The organism is Vibrio sp. McD22-P3, from assembly GCF_021568915.1.
In the GTDB taxonomy this organism is placed as follows: domain Bacteria; phylum Pseudomonadota; class Gammaproteobacteria; order Enterobacterales; family Vibrionaceae; genus Vibrio; species Vibrio mediterranei.
This window is the reverse complement of sequence record NZ_JAKGTN010000002.1, coordinates 240,026-258,895: the sequence shown is the minus strand read 5'-3', so window position 1 is coordinate 258,895 and position 18,870 is coordinate 240,026. Positions and strand designations below refer to the sequence as shown.

The window sequence follows — 18,870 nt, the reverse complement described above, 5'->3', positions numbered from 1 at the left end:
TTATTCTGCTTGGGATACCCATGAAAACGTTATTAACTATCGCCCTGACCCTTCTATTACCATTGCAAAGCGTCTTTGCCGCGACCGCAGAAACTACAGAGCCGAGCGAGCTAGAGGAGCCATTAGTCAATATTAAAATGATGCTAGATCTTAAGGGAATCGAACAGTCCATTGAACGCTCTGCAGTTGCCATCGATAATTTGGCGACATCGTTAACTTTACTGTCAAAAAATGAAAGCTTGAATGAGGAACAACGACAAGTGCTCGTTGATACCATGGATAACATCAACGAACTCACTGAGATGTCCAAACAATCACTTATTGCCTTACCGGGCGCTTTAGAACAATCACAAAACTCCATCGCCAACAGCACCAAAAAATTTGCCTACGACGTTCGATTTAATGTGTTGTTATTGCTTGCTCTACTTGTCTTCGCCATTGTTCTGGCTTTAATTGCAGCGTACTGGTTAATTCTTCGTCCAATGCAAGGCACCATTATTCACGCCACACGAAACGTGTCCAAAATGGCCAGTGCGATCCATCAAACGGCAGAATCGTTAGAAACGACCACAGCCAATCAAAAGGTGCTAACCGAACGCTTAGCAGCGCACGAGGTTCAATCTACAGACCAAACATCACGTAATTGAGGCCAGCCCCAAGTCGTGATTTCCACACCTTTCAAGATGCCATGAAAGCTCAATGTTTGACGATGATGAAACATTGGGCTGGCTAACCCTTCATGTATCAAAAGCGAACCTAGCTGTTCTAACTGTTTTAAATAATCACTTGGCTTTGAACTCGCCCTAATCTTGTCAATCTCCGAAATAAGGCAATCACTGGCTTGTTTACCAATTGCAGAATGAAGTACGGGGTCACTAAGGAAAAACAATAAAGCCGATACCTGCCTATTATCATCTAAGTTTAAGCTGCTCATAATAAGCTCTTCTTCAAACCCTTCTGCCATAGCTTTTTCAATAAACTCATGAAACTTGTACAAGTTGAGTTCTACTTTCACCCCTTGTCGCTCAAGAATCTTCTTCGCGGCATCAGCGCTTCGTAAAACACCGGGATGAGCATAGAAAGCTATCTGAATAGTTTCAGGTAGGTCAACGGGCTGAGCGGTATGAATTCGCTTAACGTTGTGCCAGAAAGGAAAGAAATTACTCGCTATTTCCGCACCGAAGGTACGCTGATCCAGCGTTAACTGGTGCCAGACATTTTCACCGCATAAGGTTTCACTAAACCAACGTCGTTGAGGGTAAGTAAGTGCTCTACCATACTGATTAAAGAGGAGAAACAGGCAACCATCTTCAATTCTTGCTCGTGATGTGGCACTGAGCAATTCATTCTGATCAAAGTCGATGGCGGGATGGGATATAGTTGACCTAGATGAGGGCTCGATACGCTTAATTGTGGGTGAAACACGGTGCGCACATGCTGCATCACGCTCAGTCACTTTCTCTATACTGCCATCCAAAGACCAAATCGTAACATTATCGGTTAAGGCTCTTAGCCCAAAATACTGTTCATTAGCAACGAGGGAGAGTACTTGTTCTGAATGGTTATTAAGTGAAAAGACACCACTACCGACTATGTTTCGATCATTTTGTGCCAATTGCTCTGGTGGCTGTATCGAATACTTAAGATCGGTGAGCAGCGCCGCAAACCCTCTGTCAGGACGGCTAAGATTGATGGTCATCACATAGGGGGGCTTAACGTCTATGGATTCCAAGTGGTCGAGCTCATTCGCATAGTAGCGATGTTGCTGAAGTTGCAACAATAAGCTTTTAATCGTCTTTGCATCAATCTGGTCACCGTTGTCAAAAAACACGGAAGGTCGAATGTAGAACGTCCAAACTTGAAACGACGGGTCCACTTCCCAATGATGCGCCACATCTGGTTTGAGCTCGCCAGCTTTATCCATTGAAACCAGACAACTATAGAGCTGGCGATTCAAGAATCGTTCGCTATTTCGATGTGGAATATGAGGAACTAATCGAGTTAATGGTCGGTTATAGGTCAGTTGGACATTGACACGTCCTTCAGTGATTTTTGCACCTGAGGTTTGTTGTAGCAGTTGACCAAACGCCACTTGATCATTATCTAAAAATTCCAGAGCCCGATCATACTTACCCTCTTTAACCCATTGAGAAGCAATACGACGTTTAACCTCCCCTTCAGACAATAATCGAATGAGTGTAGAGCGCTGGTTTCGGCCCGCTCTGGGCACCCAAGTAATCCATTCCGCTTGGCTTAGGTGTTTTAGGATCGAACGCGTGTGCCTTGGGCTAGAAAAGAAACGCTCTGCGACGTCAGAAAGTGTCACTGCATGCTGATGACCGACTTCAAAAGCCTCTAGGCGCTTAAAGTAACGATAAAGGTTAATACTTTCCAAAAACAGGTACCAATTCGTCTTAGTAATGTTCCTTATTTTAGCAATTTAAACCCGCATTCATAGATTAATCGCCAAAGCTTTACTTATAAGGAACATTTGAGACAAAAATAACTCTGTTTTTAACTGCCGCATTTTAACCGACAATGAGTTCAGATTCTGAAGCAAACTCAGGCTGGAGGAACATGATGAAACACACTAAGCCTAAAGCAAAACAAGATGCAAAACGTCCATTGCGAGACTACTACTTGGCTCAACTTGCCGGCAGTAAATCCAAATTCAAATCAGAAACGTTGATTCGACTGGCCCAAACCTGCAACTACATGTAACTAAAAATTTAGCGACGGTAAGATCCATTATGTTTATGCTCCACCCCCGCAATCATAAGCTTGCTGTCGCTATTCCGACTAACTTCATTACCATCGAATATAAATAGGCGTGCCTATTTTCACTAAAGAAACAAGCTCATCCATCTCATCGTTAGTAATGGCAATACAACCATTAGTCCAATCAAAGCTTTGTACGAATTGAGGTGGCTTAGTATTGTTGTTCTTCAACCCATGAATTTTAATGTTGCCGCCAGGCGCGACACCCAAACTCTTTGCACGATTTTTGTCTCTCAGGTTAGGATAACTAATGTGCATAGAGCGATAAAAAGCGGAATCGTCCATAACAAAATCGAGATAGTACTTTCCTTCCGGCGTTCGATTATCACCCTCTTGGATTTTATGTCCTCTCGGATTCTTACCAAGCGCGATCCTATATTCACGGATAACAGTATCGCCATCCATCAAGTACATTCGCCTTGCTGATTTCTTTACCTCTACTCTATCAATTTTGACATCTGGAGAGATCTCCAGACCAAAAGATCGAAATGGCAGCCCCACTATAACCAATACAACTAATAACCACTTATACATCAGTTCGTCCCCTAACAACTGACAGGAATTTTAACCCTTTCTGACACACGATCCAACGAGGTGTTTAGGTGCATATCTTTTTTAGTATAGGAACAGAAGGTTAGTTTTCATTGTTGCTATATGACAACACAGTTTCAATTAAATCCCCATATATCAACAATAATTCATCTACTACAATACACACATCTTCGAAAAAGAAGTCTAATCACAAATAACACTTAGAGGGTGAACAAATGAAAAAGCTGATTGTAATTACAGGTGCGAGTTCTGGTATTGGTGAAGCGATTGCTCGTCGTTTAAGTGACGCTGGTCACCCACTATTGCTTTTGGCTCGTCGTGTAGAAAAACTTGAAGCACTGCAACTTCCTAACACACTGTGTAAAAAAGTCGACATCACTGACAAAGCTACGTTTGAAGCTGCAATCGCTAAAGCTGAAGCGCAGTTTGGTCCTGCCGATGCTCTTATCAACAATGCCGGCATGATGCTACTTGGCCAGATCGATACGCAAGACTCTGCAGAATGGAAAACCATGTTTGATGTTAATGTACTAGGTCTACTAAACGGCATGCAAGCGGTGCTAGCACCAATGAAAGCTCGTAACTCTGGCACTATTATCAACATCAGTTCCATTGCAGGTCGCAAGACGTTCGGCAATCACGCTGCTTATTGTGGTACTAAATTTGCCGTTCACGCAATATCAGAAAACGTACGTGAAGAAGTAGCAGAATCAGACGTACGTGTTGTTACTATTGCACCCGGCGCTGTAGAAACTGAGCTTCTTTCACATACTACTTCTCAAGAAATTAAAGACGGTTACGATGAGTGGAAAGAAGTGATGGGTGGCGTGTTAGCTGCAGATGATGTGGCTCGTGCGGTTGAGTTTGCTTACTCACAACCTCAAAACGTCTGTATTCGTGAAATCGTATTAGCACCAACACGTCAACAGCCTTAATAAGACTTGCTGTTGAAAAGCGTAAGGCGACAATCTATTGTCGCCTTATTTTTTGATTGGTAAATGACCGGTCTTAAACCAAATAATTGTCGGTTGTTTTACATAAGGTGTATGTTGGCTTTCGTGAGGGCTTCGCGTCCATGTTCCTTTGGGGTACTCTCCGTGCTCGTCTATCAAGGTCCCTTCTATAACGAACAATTCTTCACCACCAAAATGACCATGTGGATGGTAGTTATCCGGACCATTCCAACGCAGTAGCACAACATTCTCCTGATTGAAGGAGTGCAAAGGCAAAATTTCCATTTGACCTATCCCCGGTAGCCATTCTGCTTGGGTCGTATCAACTCTAACAGACTTGAGATCATTCTCATCAAACTGATTCAGTTTCACCAAGATGACACACCCTTGCTTACTAAATGGCGCGTGTGAACTACCCGGAGGGTTTCGAAGGTATGTGCCTGCTGGGTAATCTCCCGTTTCATCAGAAAACACACCTTCTAATACCAATATCTCTTCACCCAGTGGATGCGAGTGTTGACTAAACCGAGTTCCTGGGAGGTATTCAACGATGCTAGTAACATGACCTGACTCAGCGGCTTCTCGTTCTAAAGGCTTCCGATTAACACCATTTGCGGGAGAAGCGATCCATTCCATAGTCAATGTATCGATAACAACTCTTTGGGAGAAATCCATATTCAACATACAACGTATCCCTTGTTGATTGATGATTTAATTATAAGATATTTGTTTCAAAACACGTACAAACATTTCAATATATCAAATTACATTCCCAGACTTGTCATTGTAAGCAGTTGTAAATTTATGACCTACTCGCTTTTTATACAATTAGTTCAAAGATAAAGTTCAATATATAGCTTGACGTCGCAATTAATATTCTACCAATGACATAAAATAAATAGCAGATAAATACTGTTCACGTTTCAAAGGAGAAGCGATATGGAGAAGATAATTAATACCATTGGCCTCTGCATCATAGCAAGCAAATATGCCATTGTACTACTTGTAGCTGGTATTACTTTCAGTACTGGTGCTTTAGCGACAGAATTACTGCTCTGCACTGGGTTAGAAAGCTCTGAATAGGACATAATAATACTTCGCAAGGAATGAGGGAATATTAGCGGCATTCATTTTTAACTTCTTTTAGTTGCTTAATATTTCAGGGAGCATTACTGCTCCCTTTTTTATTATCTATATCACTTCATATAATAATTCTTAACATCATCTATTTTAAATATTTTGTTACTTTTAGCGTGTCTGCGCGATGACAATTGTATACAATAGCAACACCGCTGTTGTATTGTTGTTCTTTATAAAGGAAGTCCCATGCTCGCTGACTGGTTTAGTCACACGGCACTTATCGCGATGTTGCTGATCTTTTTGGGTTCGTTTGTACAAACTGCCATTGGATTTGGGTTAGCGATCGTTGCTGCACCACTGCTGTTCCAAGTATCTCCTGACTATGTACCGGCCCCTATCTGCTTGGTTGCATTATTTATCTCTTTACTTAATGCTGCGAAACATCGCTCTAATATTGCAATCGGCGGATTAAAAATGGCCATGATTGGCCGTGTACCGGGCTCGATTGCAGGAGCTGCGCTGCTTCTGTACGTTTCCACACAGGTTCTATCTCTGTGGTTAGGGGTATTAGTAGTATTCGCAGTTGTAGTTAGCCTGCTACCATTCAGAATAGAACCAACACCTACCAGAATGGGGGTCGCTGGCTTCTTCTCCGGCTTTTTTGGTACCAGCAGTGCCATTGGAGGGCCACCGATGGCTTTGTTACTCCAGCACCAAGAGGCGAACCAATTAAGAGGCAATTTGTCCGCTTTCTTTGTATTCAGTTCGATCATGTCATTAGTCGTGCAAGCGCCGATAGGCTTCCTAACACTACATCATTTGTATATCACAGTACCGCTTATCCCAGCAGCATGGTTAGGCTATAAGTTGGCTTTAATGACTACTCATTCCCTACCAAAAGAGAAAATCCGTATTGGCGCACTGGCATTATGTTCACTCAGTGGTGTTACCGCTATTGTTCAAGGTCTAATTCATTAACAACAAAAACAAAAAAGGAGGCAAACGCCTCCTTCTTTTTTAGTATACGAATGGTGGAGCCATTACATATAAAATGCGCGCTTCAAAGCGAGTTCCACACCACGGATCTCAGCCAGCCCTTTCAAACGACCGATACAAGAATAACCTGGGTTGGTTTGTTTCTTCAGATCGTCGATCATTTGATGACCATGGTCTGGTCTCATTGGAATCATGCGAGTCTCGCCGGTGCTTAGTCGACGGTTCTCTTCTTTCAACAACGCATTGATCACATTGTACATATCGACATCGCCTTCCAGATGAGCTGCCTCATGGAAACTCATCGGATTATCTTCACGCTGAGTAGAGCGTAAGTGCGTAAAGTAAATGCGATCTCCGTATGATTCGATCATTTTCACCAAGTCATTGTCACCACGAACACCATACGAACCTGTGCACATCGTGATACCGTTCATTTTACTCGGCACTGCCGTCGTTAACGCTTCAATATCTTCAATCGTCGACACAATGCGTGGTAGGCCAAGAATCGGACGCGGTGGATCATCAGGGTGAACCGCCAACTTAAGTCCATACTGCTCACAAACTGGAATCAGCTCTTGTAAGAACAGCACCATGTGTTCGCGCAGCTTCTCTTTATCGATGCCTTTATAAGTATCTAGGCGCGCTTGAAACTCTTCAAGTGTGTACCCTTCCTCGGCACCAGGCAGTCCAGCAATGATGTTAGACGTTAGCTTATCGATCTGAGCTTGAGACATAGCGTCAAAACACGCCTTGGCATCCGCTTGCTCCTGTTCGGTATATTCAGCTTTCGCGCCTGGACGTTTTAGAATAAATAGTTCAAACGCTGCAAACTCGATTTGGTCGAAACGCAGTGCTTTTGAGCCATCAGCTAATTCATATTCCAAATCTGTACGCGTCCAATCTAATACCGGCATGAAATTATAACACACCGTATCAATACCGCATTCAGCAAGATTGATTAGCGATTGCTTGTAGTTATCAATCCACTGTTGATAATTACCAGAGCGAGTCTTAATTTCTTCATGTACTGGTACACTTTCTACAACCGACCAAACAAAGCCTTTTGCTTCAATTATTTCTTTGCGCTTTAGTATTTCTTCTTTTGTCCAAATTTCACCATTTGGAATATGGTGCAGAGCATTTACAATACCAGTTGCTCCCGCCTGTTTAATATCATCTAGTGATACAGGGTCATTAGGGCCATACCAACGCCATGTTTGTTCCATATTAATTACCTATCTTTGGACAAGACTAGTGCGTAGCGAATAATTTCATACTCACTAGTCGTTATTATTATTGAAGAGCTAAATTGTTATTTTTAACTAACGGAAAAGGAAGCCGTCAAATTGCGGATCATCTACGTCAGATAATTCAAATAACGTTTGTTTTACGTTTTCCAAGTGTTGCCACATTGCTTCTCTTGCACCTTCAGGATCTCTACGTTGAAGGGCAAGCAACACTTTTTCGTGATCGTCTAACCAAGCGGTACGATAATTCATGTTAGTGATACGTGAGTGCAACTGTCTCCACATTGAACTCTCATCGCGGCGCATCCAAAGATCTTTAACAATATCACTAAGAACACTGTTTTGAGACGCTTCTGCAATGGTTAAATGGAATAGTTCATCACCATCGTAATCCCCATGACCTGTTTCCAACTGTTGACGCTCAGTATCTAGTGCCTCTCTGAGGCGACTGATATCGTTTTTCGTCACATGCATCGCTGCAAAACTGGCGATTTGGCTTTCGAGTACTTGTCGAGCTTGAAGTAATTCAAAAGGACCAATATCAGAATTTGCCCTAAGCGTTGCCAATTGAGATTGCTGAGCATCAGCAGAGGGCTTTGCGTTGACGTAAACGCCTGAGCCTTTGCGAACTTCAACTAATCCTTGCAGCTCTAGCATGATAATCGCTTCACGCACCACAGATCGGCTCACTTCCATCTCTTCAGCGATATCACGTTCAGGAGGCAGTCTGTCCCCTATTTTGAATTCATCTGATTGAATACGCTCTTGAAGCGCAAGTCCGATTTCTTGATACAGTCTTTTAGGTGCAGTAATAGCGATATTCATAGCATCGTCTTATAAATTGGTCTTAGGTTAATAATATCACTTGGTTTAAATTGGTCAACCAATTGGTTGACCAATTATATGTCATTTCAAGCTTTCTTGTTTCAACTTGCCATAGAAGTCAGCAAGTAGCGTAAATGACTCTTTTTTCGTAAATTTGTCATTCGAGATGAGACCTTTACGGTTCCAACCTTTCTGGAACATGTTCTGGCGACGTTCCACACGGAACTCATAAAGAATCCATGGCGAAATGCCTTTAATGTAATCCAGTTTTTCCAGATATTCGATTTGCTTTTTGTATACATCTGTCATGTATGACTCGCTGAAGAAGCCGGTTTTCGGCGCACCCTCACCAATGAAGCCATCAGCACCAGTCTCCGAAATAACAACCGGTTTACCTGGATTAGAGTTTTCACCGATTTCGATAAGGTCATCAAACACTTCTTCATACCAACCGTAGTACTCGTTGATACCAATAATATCTAGATGCTCAGCTAAACGGTCCTCAATCTTGTTCTTCGCATGGTTAACCAAACAAGCAGCAGAAACTAGACGACAAGGATCATTGTCACGCGCGGTACGAACTAGACCAGACATAAACTCTAAGCGCGCATCCGTATCAGCGTTCTCATTGCCCACTGACCACATAATGATACTTGCGCGGTTACGGTCACGCTTAATCATCTCTAGTAGTTGGTTTTCAGCGTCTCGGTAAGTTGCTGGATTTTCGAAATCTATCGCCCAATATACTGGTATTTCAGCCCAGATAAGGAAACCAAGCTCATCAGCCATTTTGGTCGCCATTTCGTGGTGCGTATAGTGCGCAAATCGCATGTAATTGCAGTTCAGCTCTTTCGCATGCTGGAATCGACGCTTTAGGTCTTCCGGTGTAACAACCTTGCCTATCTCTTTGTCATCTTCATGGACACTGATACCACGTAAGAAAGTATTCACACCATTAACAAAGATTTCAGTACCTTTAACTTCGACCTGTCTAAAACCGATACGATCTGTGACGACATCATTCCCGTAGGTTGCTGAAACATCATACAGCTTCGGACTTTCTGGAGACCAAAGCTCAGGCTCAACGCTTAATTCTATTGTTGCTTTTCCATCTACAATTGACAGTCTCTCATTGATACCCAGCTCTTCAATTGCAAAGGTTATTTCAGACTGTGAACCTTCAACTTCTACGTCAACATGCACCAAGTTATATTGACCGTTTGGTACTAAGTAGACATGTAAATCTCGAATGATCTCTTTTGGGGTTCTTACAATCTCGATATCACGGTATATACCACCGTAGTTGAACCAATCGGTATTGCGCATTGGGACTCGGTCTAGGGTGCGAGTATTGTTTACGCAGCACATTATCCAGTTACGGCCCTGGTTTAATTTACCCGTAAACTCAGCGAAAAATGGCGTGGAACCACCATAGTGATTACCTAGAAACTCGCCATTTAAGAATACCTTACAATCATATTGTGCAGCACCAACACGTAAGAATACACGCTCATCCGTATTAGACTCTTCATAGTCCCAAGATTTGGTATACCAAGCACTGCCTTCGAAGAAATACCACTTCTCCTTTTGCATTTGCCAACACGAAGGTACTGGAATGGTTTCGCCCACGTATGGGTCATAGTCCCAAGGTTCAATTCTTTGCTCTGCTGGCATCGGCTTCATGTCATACCAACGTTGACGAAGACCTGTATCTAAAAGATCAACCGCAAAGTTCCAATGTCCATTAAGAGACTCAGTGTTGCGTCCCCCCATAAACAACATATTGCTATGGTTTAAATTCTGTAGATTGAAAGGCACATCGTATTGTTCGTCATGCAAACAATTAATCGCATTCTCAGCAAGTTCAGAACGTTCTAGCATCTTACTTAAACTCCGAAAGCGGGAGCACAAATCGTGCTCCCAAAAACTCATTAATTATTGAACTGCTAACGCATCGATATCGCGTACGTAGTCTGCAATTGCAGGGTTATTCAACGCCGCATCGTGCATTGGTTTCACTGCATCAACAAATGGTTGTTTTTCTACAGTTACAAACTCTACGCCCATGCTATCTTTTGCTTTCTCGATAGCTTCGTTCGTCATTTTGGTCCATAGATCTTTGTGATACATCATGGAATCTTTAGCCGCTTTCTTAAGAGCTTCTTGCTGGTCTTTCGGCAGCTTGTCCCAAACTTTAGAGCTGATTACTAGAACATCTGGAATCATCGTATGCTCATCTTGGCTAAATACTTTAGCAACTTCACCGTGACGAGCGGTTGTTAGCGCTGTAGGGTTGTTTTCTGCACCATCAACAACGCCTTGTTGCATTGCTGTGTATAGCTCACCGTAAGATAGTGGAGTTGGCGAACCACCCATCAGTTTAATCATTTCAACAGCAGTTGGACTTGGCTGAACGCGGATTTTCATACCACTAAGATCAGCAGGTGTTTTAATGGCTTTTGAGGCGTAGAAGCTGCGAGCACCAGCATCATAATAAGTTAAACCAACAAAACCTTTATCGTGAGAGGAATCTAGGATTTTTTCACCTACTTCACCTTGCATTACACGGTAGTAGTGGTCACGGTCACGGAAGATATAAGGAATGTTAAACGCACCATAAGCTGGTTCAAACGCTTCCATTTCACTCGCATTTGATTTCGCAATGTCTAAAGCACCATTCTGTAGCAATTCCATCGATTCACGTTGAGTGCCAAGCTGTCCATTCGGATAAATACGGATACGAACTTCACCATCTGTCAGCTCTTTCACTTCATCCGCCATGTACTGCATTGATTTATGCACAGGGTGATTACGGTCTTGGTTGTGGCTAAGTTTTAGCGTGGTTACTGCAGAAGCGGTAAAAGAAGTCGATGCAGCGAGAGCACAAGTAACGAAAGTTGTTAGTGCTGTTTTGTTCCAACGCATAGGGGAGTCTCCATTCAATTTATGTTCAGTTATAGGATTAATTATTACAATTCGGTTAACCAATTATGGCTAAATTCCGTTTCTTATTAACTACGCTATCAATCTGAACCATCACCAACCAATAATCAACGTAAAAAATCGAATTGGTTGACCAATGTCATACTTTCATCGCTAAAATTGGTTGGACCAATTTTATTGTGAGATTTGTCACAAGCGGTTTCAATTTACTGTGTTTAAATCTGCTCAACCTTACCTCTTGCTCTTTTTCCAAATTATAAGACGAAGGATTTCGTCAACTAGGAGATGTTATGAATAAGCTCATTACGATAATGAATAAGGTTTTATCCTTATTCTGTATTTCGCTGAGTAGTGTTTTAGTTGTTTGCGTGTCTTGGCAGGTGTTCTCTCGCTATGTATTAAACGCGCCAAGTACATTCACTGATGAAGTTGCCCGTTTTCTCTTTATCTGGGTCGGTTTGATGGGTGCAGCTTATACGCTAGGACAAAAACGCCACCTTGCTATTGACTTATTAGCAATGAAAATCGAACACGACGAAGCTAAACATAACAAGTTGAAGTTACTGATTAATATGATCAGCATGTCTTTCGCCTCCATCATTATGGTCTATGGTGGCGGTAGATTAATGTTAAAAACTCTAGCGACAGGTCAAGTATCTCCCGCTCTAGGTATAGAGATGGGTTTAGTGTATGCCGCAATTCCTCTTGCGGGCTTATTTATGGTGATTTATTTGGTCCAAGATATTCTTGAGAATATCGCTTTTATGACCTCAAAAAATACCAACTCTTCCACTCTTTCAAACCAATAATTAATAAGGAATATTACTGTGGAATGGCAAATAATTATTGTTTTATTTGGTAGCTTTTTCCTTTTCCTAGGATTAGGGGTTCCTATTTCGTTCGCAATTGGTATTGCGTCATTATTAACGGTAATGATGACACTACCTTTTGATGCCGCTATCGCCGTTATTTCTCAGAAAATGGCATCCGGCCTTGATAGCTTTGCTCTACTAGCAATACCATTCTTTATCCTAGCAGGTAATATCATGAACCAAGGCGGTATTGCACTTCGCCTTATTGAATTCGCAAAAGTACTTGGTGGCCGCCTCCCAGGGTCATTAGCTCACGTAAACGTACTTGCTAACATGATGTTTGGTGCTATTTCAGGTTCAGCCGTGGCCTCTGGCGCAGCTGTTGGTGGCACTATGGCACCGCTACAAAAGAAGGAAGGCTATGACCCAGCCTACTCTGCAGCTGTTAACATTACTTCGTGTCCAACAGGCCTATTGATTCCACCAAGTAACACATTCATTGTTTACTCTCTTATTTCCGGTGGCACATCAATCGGCGCACTTTTCCTAGCGGGTTACATACCAGGAATGATTATGGGCCTTGGCCTTATGATCGTTGCCGCTATTATTGCGAAGAAACGAGGCTATCCTGTTGCCGCTAAGCCATCTACCTCTGTCGTCATTAAGAAAACACTTGATGCTTTACCAGCGCTGAGCTTAATCATCGTCATCATGGGCGGTATCATCGGCGGTATTTTCACAGCGACTGAAGCATCTGCCATTGCTGTTGTTTATACGCTATTGCTGGCTGTAGTTTTCTATCGTGAAGTATCGATCAAACAGCTTCCGGGCATTATTCTTGAATCTGTCGTTACGACATCCATTGTTTTACTACTTATCGGTGCGTCAATGGGCATGTCGTGGGCAATGGCGAACGCTGATATCCCTTATATGATAAGTGATGCCTTATTAGCCGTATCGGAAAACCCATTGATCATTCTACTGATCATCAACTTGATTCTGCTTATTGTCGGTATCTTCATGGATATGACACCAGCGCTACTGATCTTTACACCTATTTTCCTTCCAATCGCGATGGACCTAGGTATGGATCCAGTTCACTTCGGTATCATGATGACCTTCAACCTATGTATCGGTATCTGTACTCCACCTGTAGGTAGTGCACTGTTTATCGGTTGTTCTGTAGGCGATGTGAAGATCGACAAAGTTATCAAACCATTACTGCCTTTCTACGCTGTATTGGTACTAGCACTAATGCTAGTGACTTTCGTACCTCAAGTAAGCCTGATACTACCTCAACTATTCCTAGGCTACTAATCTCACCAAATATCATTCTGAGAGCCCGTTTGGGCTCTCTCTATTGAAAGGAATTCTAAAGTGAAGACCATTAGAAACTGGCAATTTAAGCAGCAAAATAATAACGAAATCATTCTAAGCTGCGACGACAAACACACTCTTCATTTATTCGTGCTAGAGAACCATCTAATTCGTGTGTTATTCCAACGTCACAATACTCTTCGCCTTGACAGAACTTGGATGGTGGCACCCGATGGTAACGATGTACCATGGGAAGGTCGCGACAGAATGTCACTAGAGGGGTTCACCTTACCTACTTTCGAACTCTATGAAAACCAAGATACTCTACACATCGAGACAGAGCAGTTGCGTTTAACCGTCCACCAGCCTCTATGGATGGAGTGGGAACATAAAGTAAACGGTGAGTGGAAACCATTAACTAAAGATCGCAAAACAGGTGCATACCAATTGGGTGTTAGTGAACCAGGTATTGCCCACTTTATGAATCGTGGTGACAACGAACTATACTACGGTCTTGGAGAGAAGACTGGCAACCTCAATCGTGAAGGTCGTCGTTTTGAGATGCGCAACCTCGATGCAATGGGTTATGACGCAAGCAAGACCGATCCTCTGTACAAACATGTTCCTTTCTATATAACTAAAACGACCTCTGATGAAAGTGGCGCATCGTTTGGTGTCTTTTATGACAACTTAGCAAGTTGCTGGTTTGATTTAGGAAATGAGCTGGATAACTACCACATCAAATACCGTAGCTATCGTGCCGAAGACGGTGACCTAGATCTGTATTTCATGTACGGCGAAAGCATCAAAAATGTGACTCAACAGTTTGTCCGTTTAACTGGTGGCACTGCCTTTGGTCCAAAATGGAGCTTGGGTTACAGCGGCTCAACCATGCAATACACAGATGCACCTAATTCTCAGGAGCTACTAGAAGGTTTTGTAGACCAATGTGCAGAGCACGGCATTCCTTGTGACTCGTTCCAACTTTCTTCGGGTTATACGTCTATCGGGGACAAACGCTATGTCTTCAACTGGAACTACGAAAAAGTTCCTAATCCAAATGCAATGTCAGACCATTTCCATGCTCATGGGCTGAAGCTAGCCGCAAATATTAAGCCTTGTTTGCTACATGATCACCCTCGTTTCGATGAAGTCAAAGAGAAAGGCTTGTTCATTAAAGATTCCGAGTATGACGTACCAGAAAACTCGGTGTTCTGGGACGCGGACGGCTCACACCTTGATTTTACCAATCCAGAAACTATCAAGTGGTGGCAGGACAATGTTAAAGAGCAGTTATTAGAGAAAGGCATCGATTCTACTTGGAATGACAACAACGAATACGAGATATGGGACAAGAGTGCACGTTGCTTCGGTTTCGGCAAAGAGATTCCTGTTGGCTTGATTCGCCCGCTGCAACCATTACTCATGATGCGTGCTTCTTACGAAGCGCAAACCGAGTTTGCTCCAGAACTTCGCCCATACTTGATTTCACGCTCAGGGTGCCCTGGGATGAACCGCTACGTTCAAACTTGGAGTGGTGACAACAGAACCAACTGGACCAGCTTAAAATACAATATCAAAATGGGTTTAGGTATGAGCTTGTCTGGCTTGTATAACCTTGGTCATGATGTAGGTGGTTTCTCGGGTGACAAGCCTGATCCTGAACTCTTCGCTCGTTGGGTACAGAACGGTGTTATGCACCCACGTTTCACCATCCACTCTTGGAATGACGATGGCAGCGTTAACGAACCTTGGATGCATCCAACTGTCACTCCTATTATTCGTGACGCTATGAAGATTCGTTACCAGCTTCTTCCGTACATCTATGATTCGTTGTATCAAGCTCATACTCATGATGAACCAATGCTTCGCCCTACGTTCCTGGACCATGAGCATGATGAAAATACGTTTATCGAAAATGACGACTACCTACTAGGCAAAGATCTACTCGTCGCTTCCGTAGTAGAAGAAGGACAACGTGAACGTGACATCTATCTTCCAAATAACGAGGATGGTTGGTACGACTTCTACACAGGTCAATGGTATAGCGCTGGTAACACCATTTCCGTCGCCGCACCACTAGAGCGCATCCCTCTGCTTGCTCGTGCAGGTGCAGTGATCCCGACAAGTGCGAGAATCGCTAATGCCAACGCCCAAAAAGATGACAGTCGTGGCCTAAATATTTACCCACTTCAAGGGGTAGGACAGAGTCAATGTAGCATTTTTGATGATGACGGTGAGTCTAACGGTTATCTAACAGGCAACCATATTACTCTGAATATCGAAATGGTTTGCGACAACAACACCATTACTTTGAATATTACTCGTACCGGTGACTTCCTACCGGCATATGACACATTAACGCTGAACCTTCCAAACAGCGAAAAACGTCAACTCATCGTTAACGGAAACACATATCAAAACGGTGATGCGTTTCCACTTTCAGCGGCTAAATAAGGAACCGATTCAATGACAAATATCAGTAACCACACACTGAACGCATCTGTAAGCCAACCTAACTACCCGCGTTCTGAGCTGAAATCACGAGTCGTTCATCTAGGCTTCGGTGCATTCCACCGCGCACACCAAGGACTCTTTACTGATGAAGTTGCGCGAAAATCACAAAGTGACTGGGGTATTTGTGAAATCAACCTTTTCGGTGGAGAAGAATTAATTACTTCGCTACGTGCGCAAGATCATTTATATAGTGTCGCTGAAAAAGGCGCTCTATCGACAGACGTCAAGGTCATTGGTTCAGTAACAGAATCTCTACACCCAAGTTTAGACGGCATCGATGCTGTTATTGAAAAAATGGCCGAACCACAGGTCGCCATTGTTTCAATGACTATCACTGAAAAAGGCTACTGCGCAGACCCTGCTACTGGTCGACTAGATAAGAACAATCCTTTAGTCATTGCCGACTTAGAAAACCCATCTTCTCCAAAATCAGCACTAGGCTACATAGTTCAAGCTTTGAAAGTTCGTCGCGAACGTGGTCTATCACCATTTACCGTCATGTCTTGCGACAATGTACAAGAAAACGGTCACGTGGCGAAAGCGGCTATTTTAGAATTCGCCAAGTTACTAGATGCTGAGCTAGGTGCTTGGATTGAAGCAAACGTAACTTTCCCTTGCACCATGGTAGACCGTATCGTTCCTGCTGCAACGGAAGAAACGCTACGTGAAATTACTGAACTACTCGGCGTTGAAGACCCATGTGGTATTGCTTGTGAACCTTTCCGTCAATGGGTAATTGAAGACAACTTCGTAGCTGGTCGTCCAGATTGGAACATTGCTGGTGCAGAGTTTGTCGCAGACGTTGTGCCTTATGAAGAGATGAAGCTAAGAATGCTCAACGGTAGTCACTCATTCTTAGCTTACTTAGGTTACCTCGGTGGTTACGCTCATATCTCAGACACGATGACAGATGCCGGTTATCGCAAAGCCGCTTTCGATATGATGATGTTAGCGCAAGCCCCATCGCTTAAGATGCCCGAAGGGACAGATTTAGAAGCTTACGCCAAGCTGCTCATTGATCGCTTCACTAACCCTAGCTTAAAACATAAGACTTGGCAGATCGCGATGGACGGTAGCCAAAAGATCCCTCAACGTATGGGGGGAAGCCTAAAATACCATCTAGACCAAGGCTCTGAATTTAAGTGGCTTGCCGCTGGCATCGCTGGCTGGATGCGCTATGTGTCTGGTGTTGATGAGCAAGGTAACGAAATCGACGTCCGCGACCCAATGGCGACGATGCTTCGTAGTGTCTGCGAACAGCACGGTCTGAATGTCACTGTCGTCCCAGCATTACTTGGCATCGAAGCAATTTTCCCAGCTGATATTGGCCGTGACCTTCAGGTTATAGACGCCGTTTCGAGCGCTTATCAATCACTAATCGACAATGGTGCAAAAGCGACCGTCGCGGCACTTTAAGGGTGAGTTAAGGAATTAATGATGAAAGACTTTCTATGTGAAGATTTTTTACTGAGTAATGAAACTGCTCGCCGCCTTTATCATGAGCATGCGGCGGACCAGCCAATTTACGATTATCACTGCCACTTAAATCCAGCCGAAGTTGCAAGCAATCGTAAGTTCGATAACCTCGGTCAAATTTGGCTTGAAGGCGACCACTACAAATGGCGCGGTATGCGCTCAGCTGGTATTCAAGAGCAATTGATCACAGGTTCTGCCTCTGATTACGACAAATTTCAAGCGTGGGCAAAGACAGTGCCTATGACGTTAGGTAACCCGCTCTATCACTGGACGCATTTAGAGTTGCGTCGACCATTTGGTATTACAGGGAAGCGACTTAGTCCCGAGACGGCTGACACCATTTGGAACCATTGTAACGAGCTGCTACAAACGCCTGAGTTTTCAGCACGCGGTATTATGAAGCAAATGAATGTTGTCATGGCCGGGACAACTGATGACCCAGTCGATACGCTTGAACATCATAAAGCGATTGCTGATGATGAAAGTTTCGATATTGAAGTACTGCCTAGTTGGCGTCCTGATAAAGCCTTCAAAATTGAGTTGGATGGTTTTGCAGACTATATGACGTTACTAGGCCGCGCAGCAGATATTGAGATTAACAGTTTCGCAACCCTGCTTGACGCACTTGATCGACGTCTTTCTCACTTCGATGCTCACGGCTGTCGTGCAGCCGATCATGGCATTGAAATCGTTCGTTACGCACAAGTTCCATCAGAGCAAGCATTAGACCACCTGATAAAACGCCGCTTAAGCGAAGAAAAACTCACAGAAGAAGAGTGCGCACAGTTTTCTACTGCGGTACAAGTCTGGTTAGGTAAACGCTATGCCAAGCTAGGTTGGGTAATGCAACTGCACATTGGCGCACAGCGAAACAACAATACGCGCATGTTCCAAATGCTTGGTGCAGATGCCGGCTTCGACTCCATCAGTGACCGTACCTTCGCATTCGAATTAGCTCATCTTCTTGATGAAATGGATCAAAGTAATGAACTACCTAAAACCATTCTTTACTGCCTAAATCCTCGTGATAACGAAATGATGGCGACGATGATTGGAAACTTCCAAGGTGGCGGCATTGCGGGCAAAGTTCAATTTGGCTCTGGTTGGTGGTTTAACGACCAAAAAGATGGAATGCAGCGACAAATGGAACAGTTGTCTCAACTGGGTTTACTAAGCCAGTTTGTTGGTATGTTGACAGACTCTCGCAGCTTCCTTTCTTACACTCGCCACGAGTATTTCCGTCGTATCTTGTGTGACATGATTGGTCGCTGGGCGGAAAATGGCGAAGTACCAAACGACCTATCACTGTTAGGTCCTATGGTTGAAGATATCTGTTTTAACAACGCCAAGCGTTATTTTTCCATCAAGTAATTG

17 protein-coding genes are annotated in these 18,870 nt (G+C 43.4%); 10 read left to right on the top strand and 7 right to left on the bottom strand.

Going from position 1 to position 18,870, the window contains the following annotated elements; all coding sequences use genetic code 11:
- The first annotated feature begins 20 nt into the window (after positions 1-20).
- Positions 21-647, top strand: coding sequence for a hypothetical protein (locus L2W36_RS03235; protein WP_236109308.1), 627 nt, complete (start codon positions 21-23; stop codon positions 645-647).
- Here the strand turns inward: L2W36_RS03235 and L2W36_RS03230 are convergent.
- Positions 617-2,395 carry an SgrR family transcriptional regulator gene (locus L2W36_RS03230; protein WP_236109307.1) on the bottom strand — a complete coding sequence of 593 codons (1,779 nt, stop codon included), beginning with the start codon at positions 2,393-2,395 and terminating at the stop codon, positions 617-619. The genes L2W36_RS03235 and L2W36_RS03230 overlap by 31 nt on opposite strands.
- A gap of 182 nt (positions 2,396-2,577) precedes the next feature.
- Here L2W36_RS03230 and L2W36_RS03225 point away from each other — a divergent pair, with 182 nt between their 5' ends.
- Positions 2,578-2,721, top strand: coding sequence for a hypothetical protein (locus tag L2W36_RS03225; protein WP_006070332.1), 144 nt, complete (start codon positions 2,578-2,580; stop codon positions 2,719-2,721).
- Between the two features lie 87 nt (positions 2,722-2,808).
- Here the strand turns inward: L2W36_RS03225 and L2W36_RS03220 are convergent, their stop codons facing one another.
- Positions 2,809-3,312, bottom strand: coding sequence for a L,D-transpeptidase family protein (locus tag L2W36_RS03220; RefSeq protein WP_006070331.1), 504 nt, complete (start codon positions 3,310-3,312; stop codon positions 2,809-2,811).
- 233 nt (positions 3,313-3,545) lie between these two features.
- On the opposite strand from L2W36_RS03220, the gene L2W36_RS03215 reads away from it, so the two are divergent.
- The gene (locus L2W36_RS03215; protein WP_236109306.1) at positions 3,546-4,265 is read left to right on the top strand and encodes an SDR family oxidoreductase; all 720 of its coding nucleotides are present in this window, start codon (positions 3,546-3,548) and stop codon (positions 4,263-4,265) included.
- Between the two features lie 45 nt (positions 4,266-4,310).
- Here L2W36_RS03215 and L2W36_RS03210 read toward each other — a convergent pair whose 3' ends face one another.
- Entirely contained in the window at positions 4,311-4,967 is a 657-nt protein-coding gene (locus L2W36_RS03210) for a cupin domain-containing protein (RefSeq protein WP_236109305.1), read from the bottom strand.
- 255 nt (positions 4,968-5,222) lie between these two features.
- Between L2W36_RS03210 and L2W36_RS03205 the strand changes: the two genes are divergently transcribed.
- Positions 5,223-5,366 carry a hypothetical protein gene (locus L2W36_RS03205; protein ID WP_006070328.1) on the top strand — a complete coding sequence of 48 codons (144 nt, stop codon included), beginning with the start codon at positions 5,223-5,225 and terminating at the stop codon, positions 5,364-5,366.
- 243 nt (positions 5,367-5,609) lie between these two features.
- Positions 5,610-6,341, top strand: coding sequence for a sulfite exporter TauE/SafE family protein (locus L2W36_RS03200; protein ID WP_006070327.1), 732 nt, complete (start codon positions 5,610-5,612; stop codon positions 6,339-6,341).
- Between the two features lie 62 nt (positions 6,342-6,403).
- Here L2W36_RS03200 and uxuA read toward each other — a convergent pair whose 3' ends face one another.
- The 4 genes from uxuA to L2W36_RS03180 all read right to left on the bottom strand — a co-directional run bounded on the left by uxuA (position 6,404) and on the right by L2W36_RS03180 (position 11,356).
- The gene (gene uxuA, locus L2W36_RS03195; protein WP_038227448.1) at positions 6,404-7,585 is read right to left on the bottom strand and encodes a mannonate dehydratase; all 1,182 of its coding nucleotides are present in this window, start codon (positions 7,583-7,585) and stop codon (positions 6,404-6,406) included.
- Positions 7,586-7,681: 96 nt separating this feature from the next.
- Positions 7,682-8,431 (bottom strand): FCD domain-containing protein, encoded by a 750-nt coding sequence (locus tag L2W36_RS03190; protein ID WP_006070325.1) that lies wholly within the window; start codon positions 8,429-8,431, stop codon positions 7,682-7,684.
- Between the two features lie 81 nt (positions 8,432-8,512).
- On the bottom strand, positions 8,513-10,312 hold the full coding sequence (locus L2W36_RS03185; RefSeq protein ID WP_236109304.1) for a glycoside hydrolase family 2 protein: 1,800 nt from the start codon (positions 10,310-10,312) through the stop codon (positions 8,513-8,515).
- Positions 10,313-10,366: 54 nt separating this feature from the next.
- Positions 10,367-11,356 carry a TRAP transporter substrate-binding protein gene (locus tag L2W36_RS03180; RefSeq protein ID WP_006070323.1) on the bottom strand — a complete coding sequence of 330 codons (990 nt, stop codon included), beginning with the start codon at positions 11,354-11,356 and terminating at the stop codon, positions 10,367-10,369.
- A 308-nt stretch (positions 11,357-11,664) separates the two neighbouring features.
- Here L2W36_RS03180 and L2W36_RS03175 point away from each other — a divergent pair, with 308 nt between their 5' ends.
- From L2W36_RS03175 to uxaC, 5 genes are read left to right on the top strand one after another with little or no spacing between them, the layout of a single operon-like run.
- Positions 11,665-12,183, top strand: a complete 519-nt coding sequence (locus L2W36_RS03175; RefSeq protein ID WP_006070322.1) for a TRAP transporter small permease — start codon at positions 11,665-11,667, stop codon at positions 12,181-12,183.
- Between the two features lie 18 nt (positions 12,184-12,201).
- A complete protein-coding gene (locus L2W36_RS03170; RefSeq protein ID WP_006070321.1) occupies positions 12,202-13,503 on the top strand; it encodes a TRAP transporter large permease in 1,302 nt (433 codons plus the stop codon).
- Between the two features lie 60 nt (positions 13,504-13,563).
- Positions 13,564-15,960 carry a glycoside hydrolase family 31 protein gene (locus tag L2W36_RS03165; RefSeq protein ID WP_236109303.1) on the top strand — a complete coding sequence of 799 codons (2,397 nt, stop codon included), beginning with the start codon at positions 13,564-13,566 and terminating at the stop codon, positions 15,958-15,960.
- Positions 15,961-15,972: 12 nt separating this feature from the next.
- The gene (locus tag L2W36_RS03160; RefSeq protein ID WP_236109302.1) at positions 15,973-17,436 is read left to right on the top strand and encodes a fructuronate reductase; all 1,464 of its coding nucleotides are present in this window, start codon (positions 15,973-15,975) and stop codon (positions 17,434-17,436) included.
- Between the two features lie 21 nt (positions 17,437-17,457).
- Positions 17,458-18,867, top strand: a complete 1,410-nt coding sequence (uxaC, locus tag L2W36_RS03155) for a glucuronate isomerase (protein ID WP_236109301.1) — start codon at positions 17,458-17,460, stop codon at positions 18,865-18,867.
- Positions 18,868-18,870 lie beyond the last annotated feature (3 nt).